General features: G+C 75.0%; 24 protein-coding genes and 2 riboswitches. Of the genes, 8 read left to right on the plus strand and 16 right to left on the minus strand.

The window, feature by feature from the left end; all coding sequences use genetic code 11:
• The 4 genes from DAA34_RS11095 to cbiE form a co-directional block, all read right to left on the minus strand.
• Positions 1 to 351 carry an energy-coupling factor ABC transporter substrate-binding protein gene (locus tag DAA34_RS11095; RefSeq protein ID WP_234354221.1) on the minus strand — a complete coding sequence of 117 codons (351 nt, stop codon included), beginning with the start codon at positions 349 to 351 and terminating at the stop codon, positions 1 to 3.
• Complete coding sequence (locus tag DAA34_RS11100; protein ID WP_106819335.1) at positions 344 to 1,024, minus strand: energy-coupling factor ABC transporter permease; 681 nt, start codon at positions 1,022 to 1,024, stop codon at positions 344 to 346. Before DAA34_RS11100 ends, DAA34_RS11095 begins: the two co-directional genes overlap by 8 nt.
• A 34-nt stretch (positions 1,025 to 1,058) precedes the next feature.
• A riboswitch (cobalamin riboswitch) is annotated at positions 1,059 to 1,170 on the minus strand.
• Between the two features lie 31 nt (positions 1,171 to 1,201).
• On the minus strand, positions 1,202 to 1,942 hold the full coding sequence (gene cobM / locus DAA34_RS11105; RefSeq protein ID WP_106819338.1) for a precorrin-4 C(11)-methyltransferase: 741 nt from the start codon (positions 1,940 to 1,942) through the stop codon (positions 1,202 to 1,204).
• On the minus strand, positions 1,939 to 3,186 hold the full coding sequence (cbiE, locus tag DAA34_RS11110) for a precorrin-6y C5,15-methyltransferase (decarboxylating) subunit CbiE (protein ID WP_106819340.1): 1,248 nt from the start codon (positions 3,184 to 3,186) through the stop codon (positions 1,939 to 1,941). Before cbiE ends, cobM begins: the two co-directional genes overlap by 4 nt.
• A gap of 91 nt (positions 3,187 to 3,277) precedes the next feature.
• Positions 3,278 to 3,341, plus strand: a riboswitch (cobalamin riboswitch).
• 74 nt (positions 3,342 to 3,415) lie between these two features.
• Between cbiE and DAA34_RS11115 the strand changes: the two genes are divergently transcribed.
• From DAA34_RS11115 to DAA34_RS11145, 7 genes are read left to right on the plus strand one after another with little or no spacing between them, the layout of a single operon-like run.
• Complete coding sequence (locus DAA34_RS11115; RefSeq protein WP_106819342.1) at positions 3,416 to 5,521, plus strand: magnesium chelatase subunit D family protein; 2,106 nt, start codon at positions 3,416 to 3,418, stop codon at positions 5,519 to 5,521.
• The gene (gene cobO, locus DAA34_RS11120) at positions 5,521 to 6,135 is read left to right on the plus strand and encodes a cob(I)yrinic acid a,c-diamide adenosyltransferase (RefSeq protein ID WP_106819344.1); all 615 of its coding nucleotides are present in this window, start codon (positions 5,521 to 5,523) and stop codon (positions 6,133 to 6,135) included. Before DAA34_RS11115 ends, cobO begins: the two co-directional genes overlap by 1 nt.
• Positions 6,132 to 8,672 carry a cobyrinate a,c-diamide synthase gene (locus DAA34_RS11125; RefSeq protein ID WP_234354222.1) on the plus strand — a complete coding sequence of 847 codons (2,541 nt, stop codon included), beginning with the start codon at positions 6,132 to 6,134 and terminating at the stop codon, positions 8,670 to 8,672. The genes cobO and DAA34_RS11125 overlap by 4 nt, the downstream gene beginning before the upstream one ends.
• Positions 8,669 to 9,415, plus strand: coding sequence for a uroporphyrinogen-III C-methyltransferase (cobA, locus tag DAA34_RS11130; protein ID WP_106819345.1), 747 nt, complete (start codon positions 8,669 to 8,671; stop codon positions 9,413 to 9,415). Before DAA34_RS11125 ends, cobA begins: the two co-directional genes overlap by 4 nt.
• A complete protein-coding gene (locus tag DAA34_RS11135; RefSeq protein WP_106819346.1) occupies positions 9,412 to 10,212 on the plus strand; it encodes an adenosylcobinamide-GDP ribazoletransferase in 801 nt (266 codons plus the stop codon). The genes cobA and DAA34_RS11135 overlap by 4 nt, the downstream gene beginning before the upstream one ends.
• Positions 10,209 to 10,778, plus strand: coding sequence for a bifunctional adenosylcobinamide kinase/adenosylcobinamide-phosphate guanylyltransferase (locus DAA34_RS11140; protein ID WP_106819347.1), 570 nt, complete (start codon positions 10,209 to 10,211; stop codon positions 10,776 to 10,778). The genes DAA34_RS11135 and DAA34_RS11140 overlap by 4 nt, the downstream gene beginning before the upstream one ends.
• Positions 10,775 to 11,764, plus strand: a complete 990-nt coding sequence (locus tag DAA34_RS11145) for a CobD/CbiB family cobalamin biosynthesis protein (protein WP_234354223.1) — start codon at positions 10,775 to 10,777, stop codon at positions 11,762 to 11,764. Before DAA34_RS11140 ends, DAA34_RS11145 begins: the two co-directional genes overlap by 4 nt.
• Before the next feature lie 4 nt (positions 11,765 to 11,768).
• On the opposite strand, the gene DAA34_RS11150 is transcribed toward DAA34_RS11145, so the two are convergent.
• The 6 genes from DAA34_RS11150 to DAA34_RS11175 all read right to left on the minus strand — a co-directional run bounded on the left by DAA34_RS11150 (position 11,769) and on the right by DAA34_RS11175 (position 17,687).
• The gene (locus tag DAA34_RS11150; protein ID WP_106819348.1) at positions 11,769 to 12,539 is read right to left on the minus strand and encodes a cobalt-precorrin-6A reductase; all 771 of its coding nucleotides are present in this window, start codon (positions 12,537 to 12,539) and stop codon (positions 11,769 to 11,771) included.
• On the minus strand, positions 12,536 to 14,317 hold the full coding sequence (locus DAA34_RS11155; RefSeq protein WP_106820126.1) for a proline--tRNA ligase: 1,782 nt from the start codon (positions 14,315 to 14,317) through the stop codon (positions 12,536 to 12,538). Before DAA34_RS11155 ends, DAA34_RS11150 begins: the two co-directional genes overlap by 4 nt.
• Positions 14,318 to 14,374: 57 nt before the next feature.
• Positions 14,375 to 15,220 carry an SIR2 family NAD-dependent protein deacylase gene (locus DAA34_RS11160; RefSeq protein ID WP_106819350.1) on the minus strand — a complete coding sequence of 282 codons (846 nt, stop codon included), beginning with the start codon at positions 15,218 to 15,220 and terminating at the stop codon, positions 14,375 to 14,377.
• Positions 15,217 to 15,885 carry a phosphodiesterase gene (locus DAA34_RS11165; protein ID WP_106819352.1) on the minus strand — a complete coding sequence of 223 codons (669 nt, stop codon included), beginning with the start codon at positions 15,883 to 15,885 and terminating at the stop codon, positions 15,217 to 15,219. Before DAA34_RS11165 ends, DAA34_RS11160 begins: the two co-directional genes overlap by 4 nt.
• A complete protein-coding gene (locus tag DAA34_RS11170; RefSeq protein ID WP_106819354.1) occupies positions 15,875 to 16,747 on the minus strand; it encodes a GNAT family N-acetyltransferase in 873 nt (290 codons plus the stop codon). The genes DAA34_RS11165 and DAA34_RS11170 overlap by 11 nt, the downstream gene beginning before the upstream one ends.
• Before the next feature lie 91 nt (positions 16,748 to 16,838).
• A complete protein-coding gene (locus DAA34_RS11175) occupies positions 16,839 to 17,687 on the minus strand; it encodes a GNAT family N-acetyltransferase (protein ID WP_234354224.1) in 849 nt (282 codons plus the stop codon).
• A gap of 67 nt (positions 17,688 to 17,754) precedes the next feature.
• On the opposite strand from DAA34_RS11175, the gene DAA34_RS12610 reads away from it, so the two are divergent.
• Positions 17,755 to 17,883 (plus strand): hypothetical protein, encoded by a 129-nt coding sequence (locus DAA34_RS12610; protein WP_267894616.1) that lies wholly within the window; start codon positions 17,755 to 17,757, stop codon positions 17,881 to 17,883.
• Positions 17,884 to 17,919: 36 nt separating this feature from the next.
• Here DAA34_RS12610 and ispG read toward each other — a convergent pair whose 3' ends face one another.
• The 6 genes from ispG to DAA34_RS11205 all read right to left on the minus strand — a co-directional run bounded on the left by ispG (position 17,920) and on the right by DAA34_RS11205 (position 25,223).
• Positions 17,920 to 19,074 (minus strand): flavodoxin-dependent (E)-4-hydroxy-3-methylbut-2-enyl-diphosphate synthase, encoded by a 1,155-nt coding sequence (gene ispG / locus DAA34_RS11180; RefSeq protein WP_106819358.1) that lies wholly within the window; start codon positions 19,072 to 19,074, stop codon positions 17,920 to 17,922.
• 55 nt (positions 19,075 to 19,129) lie between these two features.
• A complete protein-coding gene (locus DAA34_RS11185) occupies positions 19,130 to 20,464 on the minus strand; it encodes a M50 family metallopeptidase (RefSeq protein ID WP_106819360.1) in 1,335 nt (444 codons plus the stop codon).
• A gap of 3 nt (positions 20,465 to 20,467) precedes the next feature.
• Positions 20,468 to 21,688, minus strand: coding sequence for a 1-deoxy-D-xylulose-5-phosphate reductoisomerase (gene dxr, locus DAA34_RS11190; protein ID WP_234354225.1), 1,221 nt, complete (start codon positions 21,686 to 21,688; stop codon positions 20,468 to 20,470).
• A 140-nt stretch (positions 21,689 to 21,828) separates the two neighbouring features.
• Positions 21,829 to 22,236 (minus strand): acyl-CoA thioesterase, encoded by a 408-nt coding sequence (locus DAA34_RS11195; protein WP_106820128.1) that lies wholly within the window; start codon positions 22,234 to 22,236, stop codon positions 21,829 to 21,831.
• Between the two features lie 93 nt (positions 22,237 to 22,329).
• Positions 22,330 to 23,793, minus strand: coding sequence for an NAD-dependent succinate-semialdehyde dehydrogenase (locus tag DAA34_RS11200; protein ID WP_106819364.1), 1,464 nt, complete (start codon positions 23,791 to 23,793; stop codon positions 22,330 to 22,332).
• Entirely contained in the window at positions 23,790 to 25,223 is a 1,434-nt protein-coding gene (locus DAA34_RS11205) for an APC family permease (RefSeq protein ID WP_106819366.1), read from the minus strand. Before DAA34_RS11205 ends, DAA34_RS11200 begins: the two co-directional genes overlap by 4 nt.
• Positions 25,224 to 25,231 lie beyond the last annotated feature (8 nt).

Genomic DNA, 25,231 nt, shown 5'->3' on the forward strand with positions numbered 1-25,231 from the left:
TCAGCCGCTCCCCCGGGACCGGCGCCGCTCCCGCAGGACCCCGAAGGTGTAGCCCAGGACGACGCCGCCCAGCCCGGCCTGCAGCGCGAAGAGCCCGGACTCGATCTCCCCGCCCGCGGGTGGCAGGAGGGGCTGGAACCACGGCTCGTGGCCGTCCTGCTCGATCTGCTCGCTCACGGCGGCGTCGGTCCCGCCGAAGGGCTCGTCCGCCCCGGCCGAGGCGCGGGTGCCCAGGACGAGCGCGACGGCCAGCACGAGGACGATCAGCCCGAGGACCGCCCAGACCACCGGGGCGGGCAGCGGCCGGGCGTCGGCGACCGGGGTGGGCTCGGTGGCTCGCTCGTCACGCACGGGCGGCCTCCTGAAGGGCCGGGGCGTCGGCGACGACCCCGAGGTCGGTCAGCTCCGGGCGCGCCCACGTGACCAGGGCGTTGACGACGACGACGCCGACGAGGCCCTCGACGACGGCGAGCGGGATCTGCGTGAGGGCGAAGACGGACAGGAAGCGCAGCCAGGCACCGAGGACGTCCCCGCCGGGGAAGGCCAGCGCGAGCTGCGTCGACGTCATGACGTAGGTCGACAGGTCCGCCAGCGCCATGGCGCAGAACACCCGCACCGCCAGCGGGGTGCCGGAGAGCAGGCGGTAGGCGCCGTACCCCACCCACGGGCCGACGACACCCATGGCGACGACGTTCGCCCCGAGCGTCGTCAGACCGCCGTGGGCGAGCAGGAGCGCCTGGAAGAGGAGGACGATCGTGCTCAGCAGGGCCATGACGGGCGGGCGGAAGAGGATCGCGCCCAGGCCCGTGCCGGTCGGGTGCGAGCTCGAGCCGGTGACCGACGGCAGCTTGATCGCGGACAGGACGAAGGTGAAGGCCCCGGCGGCCCCGAGCAGGAGCCGGGCGCGGGGCTGCTCGCGGACGACGCGACCGACCTCGCGGGCGCCGTGGACGACGAACGGGGCGGCGACGAGCGTCCAGCCAGCGGCGTGGAGCGGGGGGAGGAATCCCTCGGCGATGTGCATGTGTCAGTGCTTTCTCCGGGATGACGCGTCCCGGGACCAGGTGCCAGCACCGAGGGCTCCTGACTCGCGGAGGACCCGCTCACAGTGGCGCGACCGTCCCGGACTTGCACCGGGTTGACCCTTCGGACGGTGGTGGCGTGTCGTCACCTTAGCCGAGCGCGCGACCGGCGCAGGCGCTCAGCGGTCGCGGGTGCAGGAGTAGAGGTGGGACTCCACGAAGCCCTCGGCGGCGAGGGCCCGTCCGACGAGGATGACGGCGGCCTGCCGCAGCCCGTGCTCCTCGACCTGGTCGGCGATGTCGGCGAGCGTGCCGCGCAGGACGAGCTCCTCCGGCTGGCTCACCTGGGAGCCGACGACGACGGGGCAGTCGGCGCCGTAGTGTTCGGCGAGCTCGTCGGCGAGACGCCGGGTGTGCCGGATCGCGAGGTGGAGGACGAGGGTGGCGCCCGTGGCCGCGAAGGCCGACAGCTGCTCCCCCGGCGGCATCTTCGTCGAGTCCTTCTGGGCCCGCGTGAGGACGACCGACTGCGCCACCTCGGGGACCGTGAGCTCGCGCCCGACGAGCGCGGCCGTCGCGGCGTACGCGGGGACGCCGGGGGTGACGTCCCACGCGACGCCGGCCGCGTCGAGGCGCCGCGCCTGCTCCGCGACGGCGGAGTACACGCTCGGGTCGCCCGAGCACAGCCGGGCGACGTCGTGGCCCGCCCGGTCGGCGGCGACGATGGCCTCGATGATCTCGTCGAGCGTCATCCGCTGGGTGTCGACGAGCTGCGCGCCCGGAGGGCAGTGACCGAGGACCTCCGCGTCGAGGTAGGTCCCGGCGTACAGGCACACGGGGCTGCGCTGCAGCATCGCCACGGCGCGGAGGGTGAGCAGGTCGGCGGCGCCGGGTCCGGCGCCGATGAAGTGGACGGTCATCGTTCTCCTGTCGCGACGGCGGAGAGCTGCACGACCGGGCGCGCGGGCGTCCAGCCGAGGTACCGGCCGAGCGGCCGGGCGTGCTCGATCCCGACCCGGGTGAGCTCGACGTCCCACCCGGCCTCGGCGAGGCGGGCGTGGGCGGCGACGAGCAGGCCCTCGCTCTCGAGGGTGACGGCGTGGGCGACGAGCCGGCCACCGCGGGGCAGCGCGGCGACGACCCGGTCGAGGAGCTCTGCGCTCAGGCCTCCGCCGACGAAGACGGCGTCGGGCGACCCGAGCGTGGTCAGGACCGCCGGGTCGGCGCTGTCGCCGACCACGACGGCGTGCCGCTCGGCGACTCCGTGGCGGATCGAGTTGTCCCCGGCCCGCCCCGCCCGGCCGGGATCCCGCTCGACGGCTGTGCAGCGCGCACCCGGCGCGGCGAGGCACCACTCGAGCCCGATGGCCCCGCTGCCGGCGCCGAGGTCCCACAGGTGGGCGCCGGGTGCGGGCCGCAGGTGGGCCAGCGCGCTCGCACGGACGTCGCGCTTGGTGATCTGCCCGTCGTGGGCGAACGCGTGCTCGGGGCGACCCGGCGCGGGACCGAGCGCGTCGAACCGGAACCCGGCGGTGGGCGCGGCGCGGACCTCGAGGCAGGCGACGACGAGGTCGGGGGTCCTGGCCAGGTTCCACTCGTCGGCCCGCGCCGCCAGCGCACCCTCTCGTGGCCCGCCCAGGTGCCAGCGGGCGGTGAGGGTGCTCGCGCCGAGGCCGGCGTCGACGAGCAGCTCGGCGAGCCGAGCCGGCCCGGTGCCGTCGGCGCAGAGCACGACGAGCCGGGCGCCGGGCAGCAGGTGCGGCACGATCCGGCGCAGGTCGCGACCGACGAGCGTGACGACCTCCGAGCCCTCCGCCGACCAGCCCATCCGCGCCCGGGCGAGGGTGTCGCTGGACACGGCCGGGTGGATCCGCACGGCATCGGCCCCCAGGAGCTCGACGAGGGTCGTGCCGATCCCCGACCGGAGCGGGTCGCCGCTGGCGAGGGCGACGACCGGGCCGCGCCCCTGGACCTCGGCCAGCACCGCGGGAAGGCCGTCGCGCAGCGGCGAGGGCCACGTCCGGCGGTCCTGCCGGGGCCGCTCGGGGACGAGCTCGAGGTGCCGGCGACCGCCGAGGAGCACCGCCGCACCCGCGACGGTCCGCCGCAGCTCGTCCGGCAGCCCCTCCCACCCGGAGTCGCCCAGGCCCACGACGTCGATCACGGGGCAGGACTCTATGCGGGACGACCGATACCCGCGGCACGGCGGCCGCGAGGTCCCGGTGTGGCATGCTGGCCCCCGCCGCGGGCCAGAGGAATCCGGTGCGAGTCCGGAGCGGTCCCGCCACTGTGACGGCCCTCGACGGCCCAGCCAGGACATCTGACGCGGCACCGGGCCACGGACCTGTGGTCCCCCGTCGACGGCGAGCGCGGACACTCGCCAGGAGGCTGTCGTGGCTGAACCCCGCTTCCCCTTCACGGCGATCGTCGGTGCCGACGACCTCGCCACCGCCCTGCTGCTGAGCGCCATCTCGCCGGAGATCGGCGGTGTGCTCGTCCGCGGGGAGAAGGGCACGGCGAAGTCGACGATGGTCCGCGCGCTCGCCGAGGTCCTCCCGCAGCAGCGCGTCGTCGCCGGGTGCCGGTTCGGCTGCGACCCGGACCGCGAGGAGGGCTGCCCCGACGGCCCCCACGACGGCGCGGCGACGACGACCCGCCCCGCCCGCCTCGTCGAGCTGCCCGTCGGTGCGACCGAGGATCGCGTCGTCGGCTCGCTCGACCTGCGCCGGGCGCTCGGGGCCGGCGAGGCCGTGTACCAGCCGGGCCTGCTCGCCGAGGCCCACCGCGGGATCCTCTACGTGGACGAGGTGAACCTCCTGCACGACCACCTCGTCGACGTGCTCCTCGACGCCGCCGCGATGGGCCGCAACACCGTCGAGCGGGACGGCGTCTCGATCGCGCACCCGGCCCGGATCACCCTCGTCGGGACCATGAACCCCGAGGAGGGGGAGCTGCGCCCGCAGCTGCTCGACCGCTTCGGGCTCACCGTGCACGTCGCAGCGAGCCGGGACCCGCGCGAGCGCACCGAGGTCGTGCGACGCCGGCTCGCCTACGACGCCGACCCCGCCGGCTTCGCCGCGCGCTACGCCGAGACCGAGAGCGCGCTCACCGAGCGGATCGCGCAGGCCCGCGCCGCCCTCCCCCACGTGCGGCTCGACGACCGCTCCCTCGCGCGGATCGCCCGGGTGTGCGCGGGCTTCGACGTCGACGGGATGCGCGCGGACATCGTCACCGCCCGCACGGCCTGCGCCCACGCCGCGTGGTCCGGGCGGGACCACCTGACCCGGGAGGACGTCCGCGTCGCCGCGCTCCTGGCCCTGCCGCACCGGCGCCGCCGCTCCCCCTTCGACGCCCCCGGCATCGACGAGGACCTCCTCGACGCCCTCCTCGACGACGAGCCGGACGAGCCGCAGGACCCGGACGACGGCAGCGACGGACCCGAGGGCGGTGACCGGAGGGACGGCGGGCCGGAGGACGAGGCCCCCGCGACCGAGACCACCCCCGGCGACGACGCGGGCGGTCCGCACGCCCCCGACCACCCGGCGCCGGCGGAGCAGCCCGCGCGGGACGGCGCGACGGAGGGCCCCGAGGGCGATGCCAGGGCCGAGGACGATCCCCGCCCGACCCCGGCCGACGGCCGGGGCGCCGCCCCCGTCGGGATCGCCGCGGCTCGCGAGCCGTACCGCACGCGCCGCCTCGAGGTCCGGGGCGTCGGCGCCGGCGCGAGCGGCCGACGCAGCCCGGCGATGACCCCGCGCGGGCGGGTCGTCGGCGTCCACGCCCCCGGTCGTGAGCCCGCCGGGGCGCCGGTCCACCTCCTGGCCACCCTCCGCGCCAGTGCCGCCCGGGGGGCGGTCGCCACCCCCGCGACGTCCGGCGGACGCCACGACGCCCACCGTCCCCACGTCGACCCCGACGACCTGCGGCACGCGACCACCCGCGGCCGGGAGGCGAACCTCGTCCTCCTCGCCGTCGACGCCTCGGGGTCGATGGCGGCCCGGCGCCGGATGGAGGAGGTGAAGACGGCGGTCCTCTCCCTCCTCCTCGACGCCTACCAGCGGCGCGACCGGGTCGGCCTCGTCACCTTCCGCGGTGCCGGCGCGCAGCTCGTCCTGCCCCCGACCTCCTCGGTCGACGCGGCCGCCGCCCGGCTCGCGCAGCTGCGGCACGGCGGGCGGACCCCGCTCGCCGAGGGCCTGACCGAGGTGGCCCGGGTGCTCGAGCTCGAGCGGATCCGTGACCGGCACCAGCGCCCCCTCGTCGTCCTCGTCACCGACGGGCGGGCGACGAGCGGCCCCGACGCCCTGCGCCGCGCGCAGGAGGCCGCCGACGCCTGGGGCGACCGCGCGCACACCGTCGTCATCGACTGCGAGAGCGGCGGCTTCCGCCTGGGCCTGGCGGCCGACCTGGCCCGTCGGCTGCACGCCGAGCACCTCCCCCTCGGCCAGGTCGCGGCCGAGGAGATCGTCCACGTCGTCACCGACCGGAGGGCAGCCTGATGGCCCGTGGCACCGTCCCCACCGTCCCCGACGACGGGAAGACGACCCGGCAGCGCCGCACCTCCCCGCTCGTCGTCGTCCACTCCGGCGCCGGCAAGGGCAAGTCGACGGCTGCCTTCGGCCTGGCGCTGCGCGGCTGGAACCAGGGCTGGTCGATCGGCGTCTTCCAGTTCGTCAAGTCCGCCAAGTGGCGGGTCGGCGAGGAGAACGCGCTCACCGCGCTCGGCCGGCTGCACGAGCAGACCGGCGAGGGCGGCCCGGTCGAGTGGCACAAGATGGGCGCCGGCTGGTCGTGGTCGCGCAAGCAGGGCAGCGAGGAGGACCACGCGCAGGCCGCGCTCGAGGGCTGGCGGGAGATCCGCCGACGGATCGAGGCGGAGACCCACCAGCTCTACGTCCTCGACGAGTTCACCTACGTCCTCAAGTGGGGCTGGGTCGACGTCTCCGAGGTCGTCGAGGTGCTGCAGAACCGACCCGGGTACCAGCACGTCGTCATCACCGGTCGCGACCCGCACCCGGACCTGCTCGCGATCGCCGACCTCGCCACGGAGATGACGAAGATCACCCACCCGTTCGACCGCGGACAGAAGGGCCAGAGGGGCATCGAGTGGTGAGCCTGTCCCGCCTGATGCTCGCCGCGCCCGCGTCCGGGCACGGCAAGACGACCGTCGCGGTGGGCATCATGGCCGCGCTCGCCCGCCGGGGCCTCTCGGTCGCCCCGGCGAAGGTCGGCCCCGACTACATCGACCCGGGCTACCACGCGCTCGCGACGGGGCGCCCCAGCCGCAACCTCGACCCGTGGCTCGTCGAGCCCGAGCGCGTCGCCCCGCTCCTGCTCCGGGGCGCCAGCCACCCCACCCCCGCGGACGTCTGCCTCGTCGAGGGCGTCATGGGGCTGCTCGACGGGCGGCTGGGCGAGGACGGCTTCGCCAGCAGCGCCCACGTCGCGAGCCTCACGGCCACCCCGGTCGCCCTCGTCGTCGACATCTCCTCGACCTCTCGGACCGTCGCGGCGACGGTCCACGGCCTGGCGACGATCGACCCGGCCCTGCAGATCGCCGGCGTGGTCCTCAACAAGGCCGGGACGACGCGGCACGGCGACGAGGCCCGGCGCGCGGTCGAGTCCGTCGGTGTCCCGGTGTGGGGCGTCATCCCGCGGGACGCCCGGATGCACGTCCCCTCCCGCCACCTGGGGCTCGTGCCGGCGGCCGAGCGGCCCGAGGCGGCGGCGACCCTGACCCATCTGGCCGACCGCGCCGAGGAGCACATCGACCTCGACGCGCTCGTCGCAGCCGCGCACGCCGCCCCGCCGCTGCAGGGCACGGCCTGGTCCCCCGCCGCGGCCCTCGGCCTGCCGGACCCCGACCCCGCCGGACCGTCGTCGGACGGCCCGGTCGTCGCCGTCGCCGGGGGCCGCGCCTTCACCTTCCGTTACCCCGAGACGACCGAGCTGCTCGAGGCCGCCGGCTGCCAGGTCGTGGAGATCGACCCCGTCCGTGACGTCGCGCTGCCCGCAGGCACCGCGGGCCTCTACCTCGGGGGCGGCTTCCCCGAGGTCCACGCCCGCACGCTCACGGCGAACCGCTCGCTCGTCGGGCAGATCCGCGACGCCATCGCGGGCGGGCTGCCGACGGTTGCCGAGTGCGCGGGGATGCTCTACCTCGCCCGGACGCTCGAGGACCACCCGATGACCGGTGCCGTCCCCGCGGACGCGGCGATGGGGCCCCGCCTCACCCTCGGCTACCGCCGGGCCCGGGCCGCGACGGAGTCCGTCCTCGGCCCGGCCGGGCGCGTCGTCACCGGCCACGAGTTCCACCGGACGGTGACGACGCCGGGCGCGGGCGCGCCGGCGGCTTGGCTGCTCGCCCACGGGGCCGAGGACGGCGTCCCCGAGGGCTTCGCGCTCGACCCCGCCGGCACCGGGCGCGCGAGCGTCGTCGCCTCGTACCTGCACACCCACTGGGCCGGTGACCCGAGCTCCGCCGCCGCCTTCGCCCGCGCCGCGGCCGAGCACCGCGAGCGCGCCGCGACGGCCTCGAGCGCGACCGTGCTCGCCCCCGCGCCGCTCCTGCGGGCGGCCGGGCGCGACGCTGCCGCCGGCCTGCCGGGTGTCGACGACCTGCCGACCGATCCGCTCCGCCACCACGGGGACGTCGAGGTCGCCGACGGCCTGGTCGACCTCGCCGTCAACGTCCGCGGCGAGCGCCCGCCGGGGTGGCTCGTCGAGGCCCTCGCCGACGAGCTGGGCGCCGTCGCGGCCTACCCTGACCCGTACCCGGCGACGAAGGCGCTCGCCGCGCGCCACGGGCTGCGCCGCGAGCAGGTCCTCCCGACCGCCGGGGGCGCCGAGGCGTTCACGCTCGTCGCCCGCGCGCTCACCCCCCGGGACGCGGTCGTCGTGCACCCCCAGTTCACCGAGCCCGAGGCGGCCCTGCGGGCCGCGGGCCACCCGGTCCGGCACGTCCTGCTCCGCCCGGAGACCGGATTCGCCCTCACCCCGGCCGCCGTCGCGGAGATCGGGGACGCCGATCTCGTCGTCGTCGGCAACCCGACGAACCCCACCGGCGTGCTCCACCCGGCCGCCGTCCTCCGCGCCCTGGCCCGCCCCGGCCGGGTCCTCCTCGTCGACGAGGCGTTCATGGACGCGGTCCCCGGCGAGCCGGAGTCGCTCCTGGTCGACCCCGGCCCGGGGGTCCTCGTCGCACGGTCCCTGACGAAGACGTGGTCGATGGCCGGCCTGCGCGCGGGTTTCGTCGCCGGCGACCCCGCGCTCGTCGCCGCCCTCGCCGCGCAGCAGCCGCACTGGTCCGTCGGCTCCCTCGCCCTCCGGTCGATGATCGAGACCGCGACGCCGCGGGCCCGGGCCGAGGCGGAGCGGACGGCGACCGAGGGCCGCGCGTGGACCGCCCACCTCGTCTCCGGCCTCCGCTCGCTCGGGATCGAGGCGGTCGACGGCAGCGCCCCGTTCGTCCTCGCCCGGGTCGGTACCGGGGTGCGCGAAGCCTTGCGGGACGCCGGCTGGGCCGTCCGCCGGTGCGACACCTTCCCCGGGCTCGACGGCTCGTGGGTGAGAATCGCTGCCCGCGACCCGCACACCATCGACGGCCTGCTGCGCGAGCTGGCCCTCGTCCTGCCCAGGAGGAGCGCATGACCCCCACCCCCGCGACCGGTCGCGTCGTCCTCGTCGGCGGCGGCCCCGGGGACCCCGGGCTCCTCACGATCGCCGGGCGCGACGCGCTCGCGGAGGCCGACGTCGTCGTCACCGACCGGCTGGGCCCGGTCGCGGCGATCGCCGAGCACGCCCCGCACGCGGAGGTCGTCCACGTCGGCAAGATCCCGCGTGGCCCGTTCACCCCGCAGGAGCGGATCAACGAGATCCTCGTCGAGCACGCGCGGGCCGGGAAGGTCGTCGTCCGGCTCAAGGGCGGGGACGGCTTCGTCTTCGGCCGTGGCGGTGAGGAGTGGCAGGAGTGCCGCGCCGCGGGCGTCCCCGTCGAGGTCATCCCCGGCGTCTCGTCGGCGACCTCCGTCCCCGCGCTCGCCGGGATCCCCGTGACCCACCGCGGGCTGACCCAGGGCGTCGCGGTCGTCTCCGGCCACGTCGCCCCGGACGACCCGCGCAGCGACGTGGCGTGGGAGGCACTGGCGGCCGCGGGGCTGACGATCGTCGTGCTCATGGGGGTCGCCCACCTCGGCGCCATCGCGCACACCCTCGTCGCGGCCGGGCTGCCGGCCGCCACGCCTGCCGCCTGCATCATGGACGGTGCCTCCCCGCAGCAGCGGGTCGTCGCCGCGACGCTCGAGCAGATCGCCGAGGCCGCCGCGGCTGCCCGGATCGGCCCGCCCGCGATCACCGTCATCGGCCCGGTCGTCGACGCCCTCGACCTGCCGTGACGGACGTTCCCGGGCGCGGCGGCTGGTCCGACGGCCTCCGGCTGGCGGTCGGGACGCTCACGGTGATCCCCAGCGGACCGGTCGAGGTCTCCCCCGCGAGCGCGCGGGCGGCGATGCTCCTGGCCCCGGCCGCGACGCTCCCGCTCGCCGTCGCGGCGGGCGGGGCCCCCGCGACCCCGTCCCTCGGCGTGCCGCCGTCGATCGCCGCCCTGCTCGTCCTCGTCGTCCTCGCCGTCGGCTCGCGGGCACTCCACCTCGACGGGCTCGCCGACACCGTCGACGCGCTCGGCGGCGGCTGGACCCGCGAGCGCGCCCTGACGATCCTGCGGTCCGGGGACGTCGGCCCGATGGGGGTCGTCGCGCTCGTCCTCGTGCTCCTGCTGCAGGCCGCTGCCCTCACCGAGCTCGCCGGTGCCGGCTGGCGCGCGGCGGCGCCCGTCGCCGCGGCGGTCGCGCTCTCCCGGGTCGCGTGCGCCCTCGCCTGCCGGGCGGGGACCGAGCCCGCGCCCGGCTCCCGGATGGCCGCGGCCTTCGTCGGGACGGTGCCCCCGACACTGGCGGCCCTGCCCCTCGCGGCCGGGGCGGTCGCGCTCGGCGCAGCCGGGCTGCTCCTCACGACCCCGGTGCGCGCCCTCGTCGTGGCGGTCGTCGCCGGCGCGGGCGTCGCGGTCGTCGTCGGTGTCCTGCGGGCGCTGGCGGCGCGACGACTCGGCGGCGTCGGCGGCGACGCGATCGGCGCATCGGTCGAGCTCGCCCTCGCCGCCGTCCTCGTCACCCTGGCGACGGGATGGCGATGACCGCGCCGACCAGCGCCACGGGGACGCGGATCCTCGTCACGGGCGGCGTGCGCTCGGGCAAGTCCCGGCACGCCGAGTCCCTCCTGCTGCCGCCCGCGCGGCCGGAGGACACGCCGGTGACCTACCTCGCCTGCGGTCCGCGCCGGGACGACGCCGACTGGGCCGAACGCGTGGCCGCCCACCGAGCCCGCCGGCCGGCGACGTGGACCACCGTCGAGGATCCCGACGCCGCCACCGTCCTTCGCGACCGGCGAGGTCCGGTCCTCCTCGACTGCGTCGGGACGTGGCTGACGGCGACCCTCGACGCGCTGCATGCCTGGGATGCCCCGGCGCCGCAGTGGCGCCCGGCGCTCGACGAGGCCGTCGACGAGCTCGTCGCCGCGTGGGCCGCCCACGAGCACGTCGTCGCGGTGACGAACGAGGTCGGCTGGGGCGTCGTGCCCGCGCACCGCTCGGGCAGGGTGTTCGCCGACCAGCTGGGGCTCGTCAACCAGCGACTCGCGCAGAGCGCGACCTCGGTCCGGCTCGTCGTCGCCGGGCGGGTCCTGCCGTTGGACGCACCGTGACCCGCGCCGGGGCACGTCCGGAGGCGGACCGGCACGGGGCGATCGCGCTCGGGCTCCTCGCCGGCTACCTCCTCGACCGCCGGTTCGGGGATCCCGAGCGTGGCCACCCCGTCGCGCTGTTCGGCACCTGGGCCGGGCGGGTCGAGCGCCGGCTGCACCGCGACTCGCGGGCGGCCGGGATCGTCGGGGAGGCCGTCACCCTCGCTCCCGCGCTCGCCCTCGGGGCCGTGGCCGGTCGACGTCGCGGCCTTCCGCTCGTCGTCGCGACCGCCGCCGTGACGTGGGCGAGCCTCGGCGGCACGAGCCTGGGCCGGGAGGCGAGGGCGGTCCACGACCGGCTCGCCGCCGACGACCTGCCGGGTGCCCGCGCGCAGGTCGGCCGGATCGTCGGGCGCGCGACCGACCGGCTGTCCGCGGACGAGGTGGCCCGGGCCGCGATCGAGTCCGTCGCCGAGAACACCTCCGACGCGGTCGTCGGGACGCTCGTGTGGGGGGCGCTCGCCGGGCCGTCCGGGGTCGTCCTCCACCGCGCTGCGAACACCCTCGACGCGATGCACGGGCACCGCTCCCCGCGCTTCGCCCGGTACGGCTGGACGGCGGCCCGGCTCGACGACCTCCTCGGGTGGTTGCCCGCCCGGGTGACCGTGCTCGCCACGGCTGTCGCCGCTGGGGTGTCCGCCGGACCGCAGCAGGCCGCGGAGGTGGTGCGCATCGCCGCCACCGACGGCCCGCGGCACCCCAGTCCGAACGCAGGCCCGGTCGAGGCCGCCTTCGCGGCCGCGCTCGGCGTCCACCTCGGGGGCCGGAACGACTACGGCGGGCGGATCGAGGACCGAGCCGTCCTCGGCAGCGGGCCGCACCCGGTCGCGGGTGACATCCCCCGCGCCGACGCTCTCGCGAGCCGGGTCGGTCTGGTCGTCGCCGTCGCGGCGGCCGGCCTGCGGCTCGCGCTCGCCGCTCGCAGCCGCGCGCGCCGCACCCGCTGACGCTTCAGCCGCGCAGTGCTCGCGCGACCCAGTCCAGGGTGCCGGGCACGTCGGTGCGCTGCTCGACGCCGACCACCGGGTCGGGCCGGGCGACGACGACGACCGGGATCCCCAGCTCGGCCGCGGCCTCGAGCTTCGGCGCCGTGAACGTTCCCCCGGAGTCCTTCGTCACGAGGTGGTCGGCCCGCTGCTCGCGCATCAGCTCGCGCTCACCGGGGAGGTCGTAAGGCCCGCGGGAGCGCAGGACGGTCCACGCCGGCGGGGCGGGATCCGTCAGCGGCTCGACGATCCGCAGGACGACCTCGCGGTGCGCCCACGCCGACAGGTAGTGCCCCACGCTCTGCCGTCCGGTCGTGACGAGGGGGCGACGCGCGGCGTCGGCCGCGTCGATCGCCGCCGGCACGTCCGCGACCCAGGTCCACTCCCCCGCCCGCTCGTGGCCGGACCAGCCGGGGCGCGCGAGCCGGGCGAGCGGGACGCCCGTCGCCGCCGCGGCCTGCGCCGCGTTGCGGCTCATCCGGGCCGCGAAGGGGTGGGTCGCGTCGACGACCGCCGCCGGGCGGTGCGCCTCGATCCACGCGGCGAGCCCGGCCGCGCCCCCGAACCCGCCGATGCGCACCTCCCCGACCGGCAACCGCGGCTGCGACACCCGCCCCGCGAGGGAGGAGGTCACCGCGACACCGTCGGCGACGAGCGCGGCCGCGAGCGCCCGGGCCTCGGCCGTGCCGCCGAGGACGAGGACGTGCGGCCGATCGACGTCCGCCGGTGCGCTCACGCGCCGCGGACCTCGCTCAGCACCGCGTCGACGGCCTCGGCGACGGGCACCTCGCGGCGCTCACCGGACCGGCGATCCTTGATCTCGACCAGCCCGTCGGCCAGGCCCTTGCCGACGACGACGATCGTCGGGATGCCGATGAGCTCGGCGTCCTTGAACTTCACCCCGGGGCTGATCTTCCCCGCGCGGTCGTCGTAGAGGACCTCGAGCCCGCGGGCCTCCAGGCCCTCGGCGAGCTCCCCGGCGGCGGCGAAGAGCTCCTCGCCCTTGCCCGCGGCGACGACGTGCACGTCGAACGGGGCGACCTCGCGCGGCCAGCACAGGCCGACGTCGTCGAGGGTGTCCTCGGCGATGACGCCGACGGCGCGGGTGACCCCGATGCCGTAGCTGCCCATCGTCACCGTCGTCAGCTTCCCGTTCTCGTCGAGCACCTTCAGGCCGAGCGCCTCGGCGTACTTCGTCCCCAGCTGGAAGATGTGCCCCATCTCGATGCCGCGGGCCAGGGTCAGGGTGCCGGTGCCGTCGGGGCTCGGGTCACCCTCGCGCAGCGCGGCGGCCTGGATCGTCCCGTCGGCGGTGAAGTCGCGGCCCAGGACGAGGTCGACGACGTGCTTGCCCTCCTCGTTCGCCCCCGTGACCCACGCGCTGCCCTGCGCGACGCTCGGGTCGAGCAGGTACCGGATCCCCGAGGCCGAATCCTCACCGAGGGCCTGCGGGCCGATGTACCCGCGCACGAGCGCTGGGTACCGGGCGAAGTCGGCCGCCTCGAAGGGCTCGATCTCCGCGGGGGCGACCTTGACCTCGAGGCGCTTGGGGTCGACCTCCCGGTCGCCGGGCAGGCCGATGACCAGCGGCTCGCGCCAGCCCTCGGGGTGCTCCTCGTCGGCGGGGTGGACGAGCATGACGACGACGTTCTTCAGGGTGTCCGCGGCGGTCCACGCGCGGCCGTCGGCGCGGGGGTGCTGCGCCTGCAGGATCTCGACGAGCGCCTCGATCGTCGGCGTCCCGGGGGTGTCGACGACCCGGGCCGGGCCCGCGGTGACCTCGACCGGCGGGGCCTGCGGGATCTCGACGGCCTCGACGTTCGCCGCGTAGTCCGAGCCGGTCGACCGGGCGAAGGTGTCCTCGCCGCCCTCGTTCACCGCGAGGAACTCCTCGCTCGCCGAGCCGCCCATCGCTCCGGAGTCGGCCTGGACGACGACGTACTCGAACCCGAGCCGGTCGAAGATCCGCACATAGGCCGCGCGGTGCGCGTCGTAGCTGCGCTGCAGACCGGCCGCGTCGATGTCGAACGAGTAGCTGTCCTTCATGACGAACTCGCGGCCGCGCAGGACCCCGGCGCGGGGGCGGGCCTCGTCGCGGTACTTGGTCTGGACCTGGAAGAGGCTGACGGGCAGGTCCTTGTAGGACGTGAACATGTCCTTGACGGCGAGGGTGAACATCTCCTCGTGGGTGGGCCCCAGGAGGAGGTCGGCGTCCTTGCGGTCCGTCAGGCGGAAGAGGTTGTCGCCGTACTCGGTCCAGCGGTTCGTCGCCTGGTAGGGCTCCTTCGGCAGGAGGGCGGGGAAGCTCAGCTCCTGCGCGCCGATCGCCTCCATCTCCTCGCGGACGATGGCCTCGACCTTGCGCAGCACCCGCAGGCCCATGGGCAGCCACGTGTAGATGCCGGGGGCGACCCGACGGACGTACCCGGCGCGCACGAGCAGGCGGTGGCCGGGCAGCTCGGCGTCCGCCGGGTCCTCGCGCAGGGTGCGAAGGAACAGGGACGACATGCGCATGACCACGGTGGTGCTCCTGGGGCGGCTCGGCGAGGGCGGTCGGGCGACCGGACCGGGTCAGGGTATCCGCGTCGGGGTCCCACCCCGTGTCGCTGCCTCGAGCAGCGGGAGGACCTGCGCGGCGGTCCCCCGCACCCGGTGGTCGCACATGTCGCTGATCTCGGTCTCGTCGGGGTTGACCTCGACGACCGTCGCGCCGGTGGCGCGGGCGATCGCGGGCCATCCCGCGACGGGGAAGACGACCCCGGAGGTGCCGACGACGAGACACAGGTCCGTGGGGCCCAACGACTCGATGGCCTGCAACGCGGCGGCCACCTCCCGTTCCGGGAGGGCCTCGCCGAACCACACGACACCCGGCCGGACCAGACCGCCGCAGCGCGGGCAGACCGGCGGGTCGATCCGCTCGACGGGCTCGGTCGGGACGTCGACGGCGCCCTCGTACGGCGCCTGACACTCGGCGCAGCGGAACGACAGGAGGCTGCCGTGCACGTGGGCGAGCACCTCGGACCCGGCGCGCTCGTGCAGGTCGTCGACGTTCTGCGTGATGATCTCGACGTCGGCGTGCCCGGCCCACGCGGCGAGGGCGCGGTGGCCGTCGTTGGGCTCGACCGACCGCACGAGCCCGGCCCGCCACGCGTACCAGGCCCAGACGAACGCCGGGTCGTCGTCCCACGCCTCCGGGGTCGCCAGCGCCGCGGCGTCGAAGTTCTCCCAGAAGCCCGTCTGGGCGTCGCGGAAGGTCGGGACGCCGGACTCCGCCGAGATCCCCGCACCGGAGATGACGACGACCCGACGCGCCTTCGTCACGGCCTCGACGAGCTCGTCGGTCAGGGTCCCCTCGCGCTCGTGCTCGGGTACGGCCTTGATCACGAGGTCGGTGATGCTCTCCTGCGACCGGCTCATGACGACCCCCTGCTCAGGCTCCGCGCGAGCCGGTACGCCGGGTCCCTGGCGGCGACCCAGAACGGGCTCCACGACAGGCCGGTGGGGAGGTTTCCGACGGGGTCCATGCGCAGCCAGCCGTCGTCCTGGTCGTCCGCGTCGAGCCGCCGGCCGTAGCGGATCGTCGCGATCTCCCGCCACGGGCTGCCGTCGACCGATCCGGCGAGGACGGCCTCGTCCGCGTGGCGGTGGTCGACGCGCAGGTCGAGCGAGCCCGCCGCGCAGCGCAGCGGGACGAGCGTCGTCATCGGCCCGACCCGTCGGTCGCGACGGAGCGTGAGGAGGCGTCGGCCGACGCGGCCGGTCCCCGTCGAGGCGAAGAGCAGGTCGCCGTGCCCGACGACGCGCAGGGCGAACCCACTGACGTCGGGGACCGGTTCGGCCAGGCCCGTCGCGCGCGAGAGACGGGCGAGGGCGGGGAGAGCCGCCGTCGTGGCGAGGACCGGCACCCCCAGCTCCGGCCACGGCTGATCGACCTCCACCGTCGCCCGGTGCACCTCGCCGCGCGGGTGCAGCGGCTTGACCCGGGGCAGCGCGCCGAGAGCGTTCGTCGCGACCGCCAGAACCCCGCCGAGCGTGGCACCCGCCGCGCGCTGCGCGATGTGCCGCCCACCGTCATCGGTCATCGGACCTCCGTTCGTAGCGGGCGCGGGTCCCCCGCGCCCGGAACCCGAGCCGTTCGTAGAGGACGCGAGAGGGGTTGTCGCTCGCGACGGCGAGCCAGACCCGATCCGCCCCGGCGCGCTGGAGCGCGGTCAGCGACCGGGCGACGAGGTGCGCCCCCAGGCCCTTCCCCCGCCACGTCGGGTCGACGCCGACCTGCTCGATCCACGCGCCGGACAGGATGACGAAGCCGACGGCGCGGCCGGCCGCGTCGAAGGCGACCCGCGAGAGCTCGGGGCGGAAGTCGCCCTCGGCCTCGAGCGAGGCCACCCAGTGCTGGCGGTCGACGTGCTCGAAGCCGGGCCGTTCGGCGAACGAGCGCTCGAACGCGTGGTGGAAGGCGCTGGCCGTGTCCTCGGTGAACGGCAGGACGACGAGCCCCTCGGGCCGGCGGACGACGGGGATGTGCCGGAGCCCGTGCCGCATCACCGTCTCCCCGAACACGCGGTGGAAGCCGGCCTCGGACAGGACGGACTCCGCCTGCGGGGGGACGGTGTCGAGCGCCACGACGACTCGATGCCCGGCCGAGCGCTCCTCGCACCAGCGCACCACCTGGGCATCGACGCCCTGGCCACGCACGGACGGGTGGACCAGCGCCGTCGCGGTGCGGGTGCCGCCCGGTCCGGGAGCCACCGCGGCGACGGCGACGAGCTCCCCGAGGTCGTCGCGGCCGCCGATGGACGGGTTGTCGACGTACGTGGCGCGGAGCGCGGCCTCCTCGGCCATGTCGGGCAGGCCCCCGTGCCACCGGACGACCGCTGTCGCGAGCCGCTGCAGGTCGGGCAGGTCGGCCTCGCGCACCTGGGCCCACTCCAAGGTGGCCATCACGCACTCCCCTCGGGGCGGCGCGGGGCGACGGGGTGGGCGTCCATGACCTCAGTCAAGCACCCGGGACCGACGACGGGGCCCTGCGGCCTCACATGAGGATCGTCGCGTAGGGCCCGACGAGGCGGAACCCGAGCCGGGCGTACAGCGCCCGCGCCGGGTGGTTGTACTCGTTGACGTAGAGGGTGACCAGCGGTGCGTGGTCGCGGGCCACCTGCTCGCACACCGCGGCCATGAGGCCGACCGACCGGCCCGCGCCCCGCAGCTCCGGCGCGAGCCACACCCCCTGCACCTGGGCGCACCCCAGCGCCACGGAGCCGACGTCGGCCTTGAAGATCACCCGGCCGTCCTCGACGACGACGTACGTGCGGCCCCGGGAGACGAGGTCGGCGAGCAGCGCGGTGTACGCGCGGTCGGAGCCGGTGTACGGGGGGTACCCGATCTCCCCCGTGAACATGTCGACGGCGGCCGGTCGGACGATCGGGACCTCGCTGGGTACGGCGGGGCGCACGCGCGGGTCGGGCTCGATGCCGCGAACCGACGGTGGTGCGTCGAGCGCCAGGAGGAGCTGGGCGGCGCGGACGCTGCGCGGCGTCGGCCAGTGCGGCTCGAGGCGGCGCCAGAGGTCGAGCGCCTCCGGCGCCCGGCCGAGGATCGACGCGGTCTGGTGGGATCGACGCCGGAGGCGGTCGGCGAGCAGGTGCCGGGCGGCCTCGTCCGTCTCGACCGGGACGATGTTCGCGCCGGTCCAGCACAGGGACGTGAGGCGGCCGGCACCGTCGCGAACCCCCACGAGGGGACCGCCACGGTCGAGGTCGCCGTCGACGATCCGTGAGGCGACGAAGACGTGCGAGGCCGGGTCGCGCGCGCAGAGGTCGAGCGCCTCGTCCCGGTCCCGGTGCGTCAGCTGACGCACGGCCGGACGTGGGAGGAGAGGCACCGGGACAGCGTAGGTCCCCGCCCCTGCGGGTGGGGCGTCACCGTCCCGCAGCGCCTACGGTGTGCCCATGTCGAACGAGCCCACGCCCCGCATCCAGGTCCGACCCCTCGGCGGCCTGCCCGGCTGCCTCGCGATGATCGTCCTGTCGATCGCACTGTCCGTCATCGGCACGCTGCTGCTCAACCTGCTGTTCTGATCGGACGGCCCGGCGGCCCCGGCAGGGCCCGCCGGCTCAGCCGACGGTGACCGTCGGGGTCGCCTCGCCGTCGACCGGCTCGCCCATCTCCTCGGCGATCCGCATCGCCTCCTCGATGAGCGTCTCGACGATCTGCGACTCCGGGACGGTCTTGATGACCTCACCCTTGACGAAGATCTGGCCCTTGCCGTTGCCGGAGGCGACGCCGAGGTCGGCCTCGCGCGCCTCGCCGGGGCCGTTGACGACGCACCCCATGACGGCCACGCGCAGCGGGACGGTGAGCCCCTCGAGCCCGGCCGTCACCTGGTCGGCGAGGGTGTAGACGTCGACCTGAGCCCGGCCGCAGCTGGGGCAGCTGACGATCTCCAACTTGCGCGGCTTGAGGCCCAGGCTCTGGAGGATCTGGTTGCCGACCTTGACCTCCTCGACGGGCGGGGCGGACAGCGAGACGCGGATCGTGTCGCCGATGCCCCGGGAGAGCAGGGCCCCGAAGGCCGTCGCGGACTTGATCGTCCCCTGGAAGGCCGGACCGGCCTCGGTGACACCGAGGTGCAGCGGCCAGTCGCCCCGCTCGGCGAGCAGCTCGTACGCCTTGACCATGACGACCGGGTCGTTGTGCTTGACCGAGATCTTGAAGTCGTGGAAGTCGTGCTCCTCGAAGAGGCTGGCCTCCCACACGGCCGACTCGACGAGGGCCTCCGGCGTCGGCTTCCCGTACTTCTCGAGCAGCCGCTTGTCGAGGCTGCCTGCGTTGACGCCGATGCGGATCGAGACGCCCGCGGCCTTCGCGGCGTCGGCGATCTCCTTGACCTTGTCGTCGAACTGCCGGATGTTGCCCGGGTTCACCCGGACGGCGGCGCAGCCGGCGTCGATCGCCGCGAAGACGTACTTCGGCTGGAAGTGGATGTCGGCGATGACGGGGATCTGCGACTTCGCCGCGATCGCCGGCAGGGCCTCGGCGTCGTCCTGGCTCGGGCAGGCGACGCGGACGATGTCGCACCCGGCCGCGGTGAGCTCGGCGATCTGCTGGAGCGTGGCGTTGACGTCCGTCGTCGGGGTCGTGCACATCGACTGGACGCTGATCGGGGCGTCTCCCCCGACGGCCACGGAGCCGACCTGGATCTTGCGCGTCTTCCGGCGGGGTGCGATGACGGGATCGGGCAGCGCCGGCATGCCGAGGGAGACAGTCATGGATGCAGTATCGCTCAGCCGGCTGGGCGCGAGCCGGACGGCCTCGCGCCGCTCGTCACCCGCTCAGGCGGACGGGGTTGACGATGTCGGCGTACATGAGGACGGCGGTCATCACGAGGAAGACCGAGGCCACCGCGTAGGCCAGCGGCAACGCCTTCGCGACGTCGACGGGGCCCGGTTGCGGCAGGCCACGCAGCCGGGCCCATCCCTTCTTCGTCCCTTCCCACAGCGCGCCGGCGACGTGGCCGCCGTCGAGCGGCAGGAGGGGGATGAGGTTGAAGACGAAGAGCATGAGGTTGAGCTGCGCGAGCATCGACAGCAGGAGGATGACCTTGTCCTGGGCCGTGCCGAGCTCCTTGGCCGCGGCGACCTCGCCGGAGATCCGGCCGACCCCGACGACGGACATCGGTGAGTCCTGCTCGCGCTCCGCGCCCGTCGCCGCCTTGGCCACACCGACCATCTTCTGCGGGATCTTCGTCACCGCGCTCGCGACGGTGAGCAGGTCCGAGCCGATGCGGCCGGGGACCCGGGTGAGCGGGAGCGGCTGGATCGCCGGGGTCGCGGACGCGCCGAGGAAGCCCGCCTTCTCCGTCCGGAGGGTGCCGTCGTCCTCGCGCTCGGGCATCCCGTTGCGGTCGTAGACGGGCAGGTCCATGACGATCGGCCGGGCGGTCTTGGTCACCCGTCGACCGTCCCGCTCGACGACGAGCGTCATCGGTTCGCCGCGGTTGGCGCGGATCCGGGAGCGGACGTCCTCCCAGGTGCTCACGGCGGTGCCGTCGACCTCGACGATGCGGTCCTGCGGGCGCAGGCCGGCGACGTTCGCCGGCGCCCGACGCATCGAGGGGGTGCACTCCTGCGCGGCGCTCTGGGCGCTGCGGGTGAAGTCGACGCACTCGGAGACGCTCGAGAGCGTCGGCGTCTCGGTGTACACGCCGTGGGCCGTGTAGATGCCCGTGAGGAGCCCGATGGCGATGAGGAGGTTCATCACCGGGCCGCCGAGCATGATCATCACCTTGCGCCACACCGGCAGGGCGTAGAAGACGCGCTTCTCGTCCCCGGGTTGCATCTCCTCGAGCGACATCTCGCGGGCCTCGTCGATGAGCTGCCCGATCCGGCCCGTGGACGAGGCCCGGACCGTCCCCTCCCGCTGCCCCGCCTTCGGCGGGAACATCCCGATCATCTTCACGTAGCCCCCGAGCGGGATCGCCTTGATCCCGTACTCGGTCTCCCCCCGGCGCCACGAGACGACCGTCGGCCCGAATCCGACCATGTACTGCGGGACGCGCAGGCCCGAGCGCTTGGCCGGAACGAGGTGGCCGACCTCGTGCAGGGCGATCGACACGGCGATGCCGAGCGCGGCGAAGAGGACCCCCAGGACGTAGAGCATGGGTCAGATCATCGCACCGGTGCCCGGGTGCGCGCCGAGTCCGAGCAGCTCCCGCGCCCGGTCGCGCGCCCAGGCGTCGGCGGACAGGACGCCCTCCACACTCGTCGCGTCGAACCGGCCCGCGACGCTCGCGTGGTCGCCGACGACCCGCTCGACCGTCCCGACGATGTCGAGGAAGCCGACGCGACCGTCGTGGAAGGCGTCGACGGCGATCTCGTTGGCGGCGTTGTAGGCGGCCGGGGCGGTCCCCCCTGCGGCGCCGACCTCGCGCGCGATCCGGACCGCGGGGAATGCGTCGTCGTCGACCGGCTCGAAGCGCCAGTCCATCGCGCGTGACCAGTCGACCGGCGTCTCGACGTCGACGAGCCGGTCGGGCCACGACAGGCCCAGGGCGATCGGCACCCCCATCGTCGGCAGGCCGAGCTGCGCGACGACGGCCCCGTCGTGGAACTCGACCATCGAGTGGATGATCTGCTGCGGGTGGACGACGGCGTCGATGCGCTCCATCGGGACGTCGAAGAGCAGGTGGGCCTCGATCAGCTCGAGACCCTTGTTGACGAGGGTCGCCGAGTTCGTCGTGATAACCCGCCCCATGGCGAAGTTCGGGTGCTTCAGCGCCGCGTCGGGGGTGACGTCGGCAAGCTGCTTGCGGGTCATCCCGCGGAACGGGCCGCCGCTGGCGGTGACGACGAGTCGGCGGACCTCGCTCGAGCGGCCCGCCCGGAGGGACTGGGCGATCGCCGAGTGCTCGGAGTCGACGGGGACGATCTGGTCCGGCGCCGCCGCCTCGCGGACCACCGGCCCGCCGATGATGAGCGACTCCTTGTTCGCGAGCGCGAGCGTCGATCCCGCGGCGAGGGCGGCCAGCGTCGGGCGCAGGCCGATCGCTCCCGTGATCCCGTTGAGGACGACGTCGGCGCCGCAGCTGGCGACGACGCTCGCTGCCTCCGGGCCGGTGACGATCTCGGGGTCGTACCCGCTGCGGCCGGCGGTGGCGGCCGCAGCCGCGATGGCGGAACGGACGTCGTCGGCGCTCGTGGTCTGCTCGCCGGCGACCCCGACGAGCGGCACCTGAAAGCGCACCGCCTGCGCCGCGGCAAGCGCGACGTTGCGGCCGGCGGCGATGGCGCGCAGGGCGAAGCGGCCGGGCTCCCGGCCGATGATGTCGAGGGCCTGGGTGCCGATCGACCCGGTCGACCCGAGGACGGCGACGGACCGCGTCACGAGGACCGGTCCTCGTGCTCGCGCAGCTGAAGGATCTGGCGGCGGCGCGAGAGGCGGTGCTGTCTTCTTTTCAGATGCGTCGCCTGCGTGCAACAGCGACGGGTAATATTCTTTCATTGGCCATGCGTTTCAAGAAACAGCTATCTCTTATGCACAGCTGCCGCTGCCGCCTCTGCTCCGCGTCTGTTNGCGAGGGTGAGGGGGCGCACGGGGCGGGGGTCGCCGTTCTCGTCGACCGCGACCATGAGCAGGTAGGCCGAGGCGACGTGGACGCGCGGGCGGATCTCCCCCCACGGCTCGGCCTCGACACGGACCCCGACCTCGAGGGAGGTCTCGCCGACCCAGTTGACCTGGGCCTGCGCGTGCAGGATCTCCCCGACCTTCACGGGGACGAGGAAGGTCATCTCGTCCATCACCGCGGTGACGGCCGGCCCCTCGGCGAACCGGTTGGCGACGACCCCCGCGGTGTCGTCGACGATCCGCATGATCACCCCGCCGTGGACGCCGCCGAGGAGGTTGGCCTCCGAGGAGCGCATGACCTGGCTCATCGTCACTCGCGTCTGCTCTGGGGTGATCACGCCTCCATCATGCCCGTCGCATCGACGATGGTCCTGGGTCCCGGGCGCTCTCCCTCGCCGGCGTCAGAGGGCGATGCCGACGTACTTCGTCTCGAGGTACTCGTCGATCCCCTCGAACCCGCCCTCGCGGCCGAAGCCGGAGTGCTTGACGCCGCCGAAGGGCGCCGCGGGGTTCGAGACGATCCCCTGGTTGACCCCGACCATGCCGAACTCGAGGCCCTCCATGACGCGGACGACGCGGGCGCTGTCGCGGGTGAAGACGTAGGAGGCGAGCCCGTACTCGCTGTCGTTGGCCATCGCCAGCGCCTCCTCCTCGGTCGAGAAGGTGACGATCGGCGCGACCGGGCCGAAGATCTCCTCGCGCAGGAGCCGGGCGTCGGCCGGCACGTCGAGCAGGACGGTCGGCGGGTAGAACCAGCCCGGCCCGTCGGGAACCTGTCCGCCCGTGCTCGCCCGCGCGCCGTGCTCGACCGCGTCGGTGACGAGCTCCTGGACCCCGGCGCGAGCCTTCTCGGTGATGAGCGGGCCGACGTCGACGCCCTCCTCGGTGCCGACGCCGACGGTGAGCGCCGCCATGCGCTCGGTGAGCTTGGCACCGAACTCGTCGGCGACGTCGGCGTGGACGAGGAACCGGTTCGCCGCGGTGCAGGCCTCGCCGATGTTGCGCATCTTCGCGACCATCGCGCCGTCGACGGCGGCGTCGAGGTCGGCGTCCTCGAAGACGATGAACGGGGCGTTCCCGCCGAGCTCCATCGACACCCGCAGGAGCTGCTCGGCCGACTGCTCGACGAGCTTCTTGCCCACACCGGTCGACCCGGTGAACGTCAGCTTCCGCAGGCGCGGGTCGGCGATGACCGGGCCCATGACGTCGGCCGTCGTCGTGGTCGTCACGAGGTTGAGCACCCCGGTCGGCAGCCCGACCTCCTCGAGCAGGGCCGCGAGCGCGATCATCGTCAGCGGCGTCTCCTGGGCGGGCTTGACCACCATCGTGCAGCCGGCGGCGATCGCCGGCCCGATCTTGCGGGTCCCCATCGCCAGGGGGAAGTTCCACGGCGTGATCATCAGCGTCGGCCCGACGGGCTGGCGCATCGTCACCAGGCGGGTCTTCCCGTCCGGCGACGCGGCGTACCGCCCGTGCACCCGCACCGCCTCCTCCGAGAACCACCGGAAGAACTCGGCACCGTAGGCGACCTCACCGCGCGCCTCGGACAGCGGCTTGCCCATCTCGAGGGTCATGAGCATGGCGAAGGTCTCGGCCCGCTCGGTGAGGAGCTCGAAGGCCGATCGGAGGATCTCTGCCCGCTCGCGCGGGGCGACGCGGGCCCAGTCGCGCTGGGCCGCGACGGCGGCGTCGAGCGCGGAGATCGCGTCGGCCGCGTCCGCGTCGGCGACGGCGGCCAGGACGTCCCCGGTCGCCGGGTCGCGCACCTCGAAGGTCTTCCCGGATGCCGCGGGGACCCATCGGCCACCGACGAGCAGGCCGTCCGGGACGGCGGCGAGGGCGGACTCCTTCGTCACGGTCGTCATGCGTCGATGCTATCGCGGGCGTGACGCGGGTCACTGGCGGGCGGGGCGGCTTCGGCGGCTCCGCCATCCCCCACCACCGGCTGCTCGGACAGGTCGAGCTCGGGCGGCGGGCGCCGGAATCCCCGGGTGAGGACGAGCAGCCAGATCGCGCCGACGACCAGCCACGCCAGCCCGACCTTCAGCGACGTGCCGCTGAGCGAGGTCCACAGCCACAGGCACAGCGCGAACCCGACGAGCGGGGCCAGGACGTACCGGAGCAGGTCCGTCCCCCCGCGGCGCCCGCCGTCGATCGCGTAGTGCTTCACGACGGCGAGGTTGACCGCGGAGAACGCGATGAGCGCACCGAAGCTGATGACGGAGGTCAGCAGGGCCAGCGGGATGACGATCGCGCCGAGGGAGGCGAGCCCGACGAGGACGATGGCCACGACCGGCGTGCGCCACCGCGGCGCGAGGGTCCCGAGCGGACGCGGCAGGACGCCCTCCCGGCCCATGGCGTACATGATCCGGCTCACCGACGCCTGCGAGGTCAGCGCGGACCCCAGGCAGCCGGCGACGTAGGCCGCGGTGAAGAAGGTCGCGAGCCACGGCCCCGCCAGCCGCGCGAGGACCTCGAGCGTGGCGGCGTCCGGGTCCTCGAAGGTCGTCGCGGGCTCGGCCAGCTGCGCCAAGGAGGAGAGGAGGACGAAGGACGCCCCGCCGAGCACCGTGACGATCATGATCGCTCGCGGGATGTCCGTCCGGGGCCGCTTGGCCTCCTCGGCCATCGTCGAGACCGCGTCGAAGCCGAGGAAGCTGAGGCAGAGGATGGCGGCGCCCGCGAGGATCGGCGCCAACCCGCCGACGGAGCCGTCCCCGACGAAGGGGTTGACCACCGCCGGGGCGCCGGTCGCGGTCCGGACCGCGAGCACGGCGAAGACAACGATGAAGATGACCTGGACCGCGACGATGATGCTGCTCGCCCGGGCGATGCTCGTGATGCCGACGACGTTGAGGATCGTCACGAGGGCGACCGCCCCGGCGATCCATGCCCAGGCCGGGACGGCCGGGAACTGCGCCTCCATGTAGATGCCGAGCACGAGGTAGTTGAGCATCGGCAGGAAGAGGTAGTCGAGCATGAGCGACCAGCCGGCGAGGAACCCCGCGTGCCCCCCGAACGTGCGCTGCGTGTACGTGTACGCCGACCCCGCGACCGGGTAGGCCCGCACCATGGCCGCGTAGCTCAGCGCGGTGAAGACCATCGCCGTCGTCGTGACGACGTACGCGAGCGCGACCCGGCCACCGGTGGTCTCCGTGACGATCCCGTAGGTCGTGAACACGGTGAGCGGGACGAGGTACGCAAGCCCGAAGAGGACGAGCGAGGGGATCCCGAGCGCTCGCACGAGCGTGGGACGGGCTGGCGTGGGGTTGATTGGCGTGGACGACTGACTCATCCGGCGCC

The organism is Janibacter massiliensis, from assembly GCF_900289115.1.
In the GTDB taxonomy this organism is placed as follows: domain Bacteria; phylum Actinomycetota; class Actinomycetes; order Actinomycetales; family Dermatophilaceae; genus Janibacter_A; species Janibacter_A massiliensis.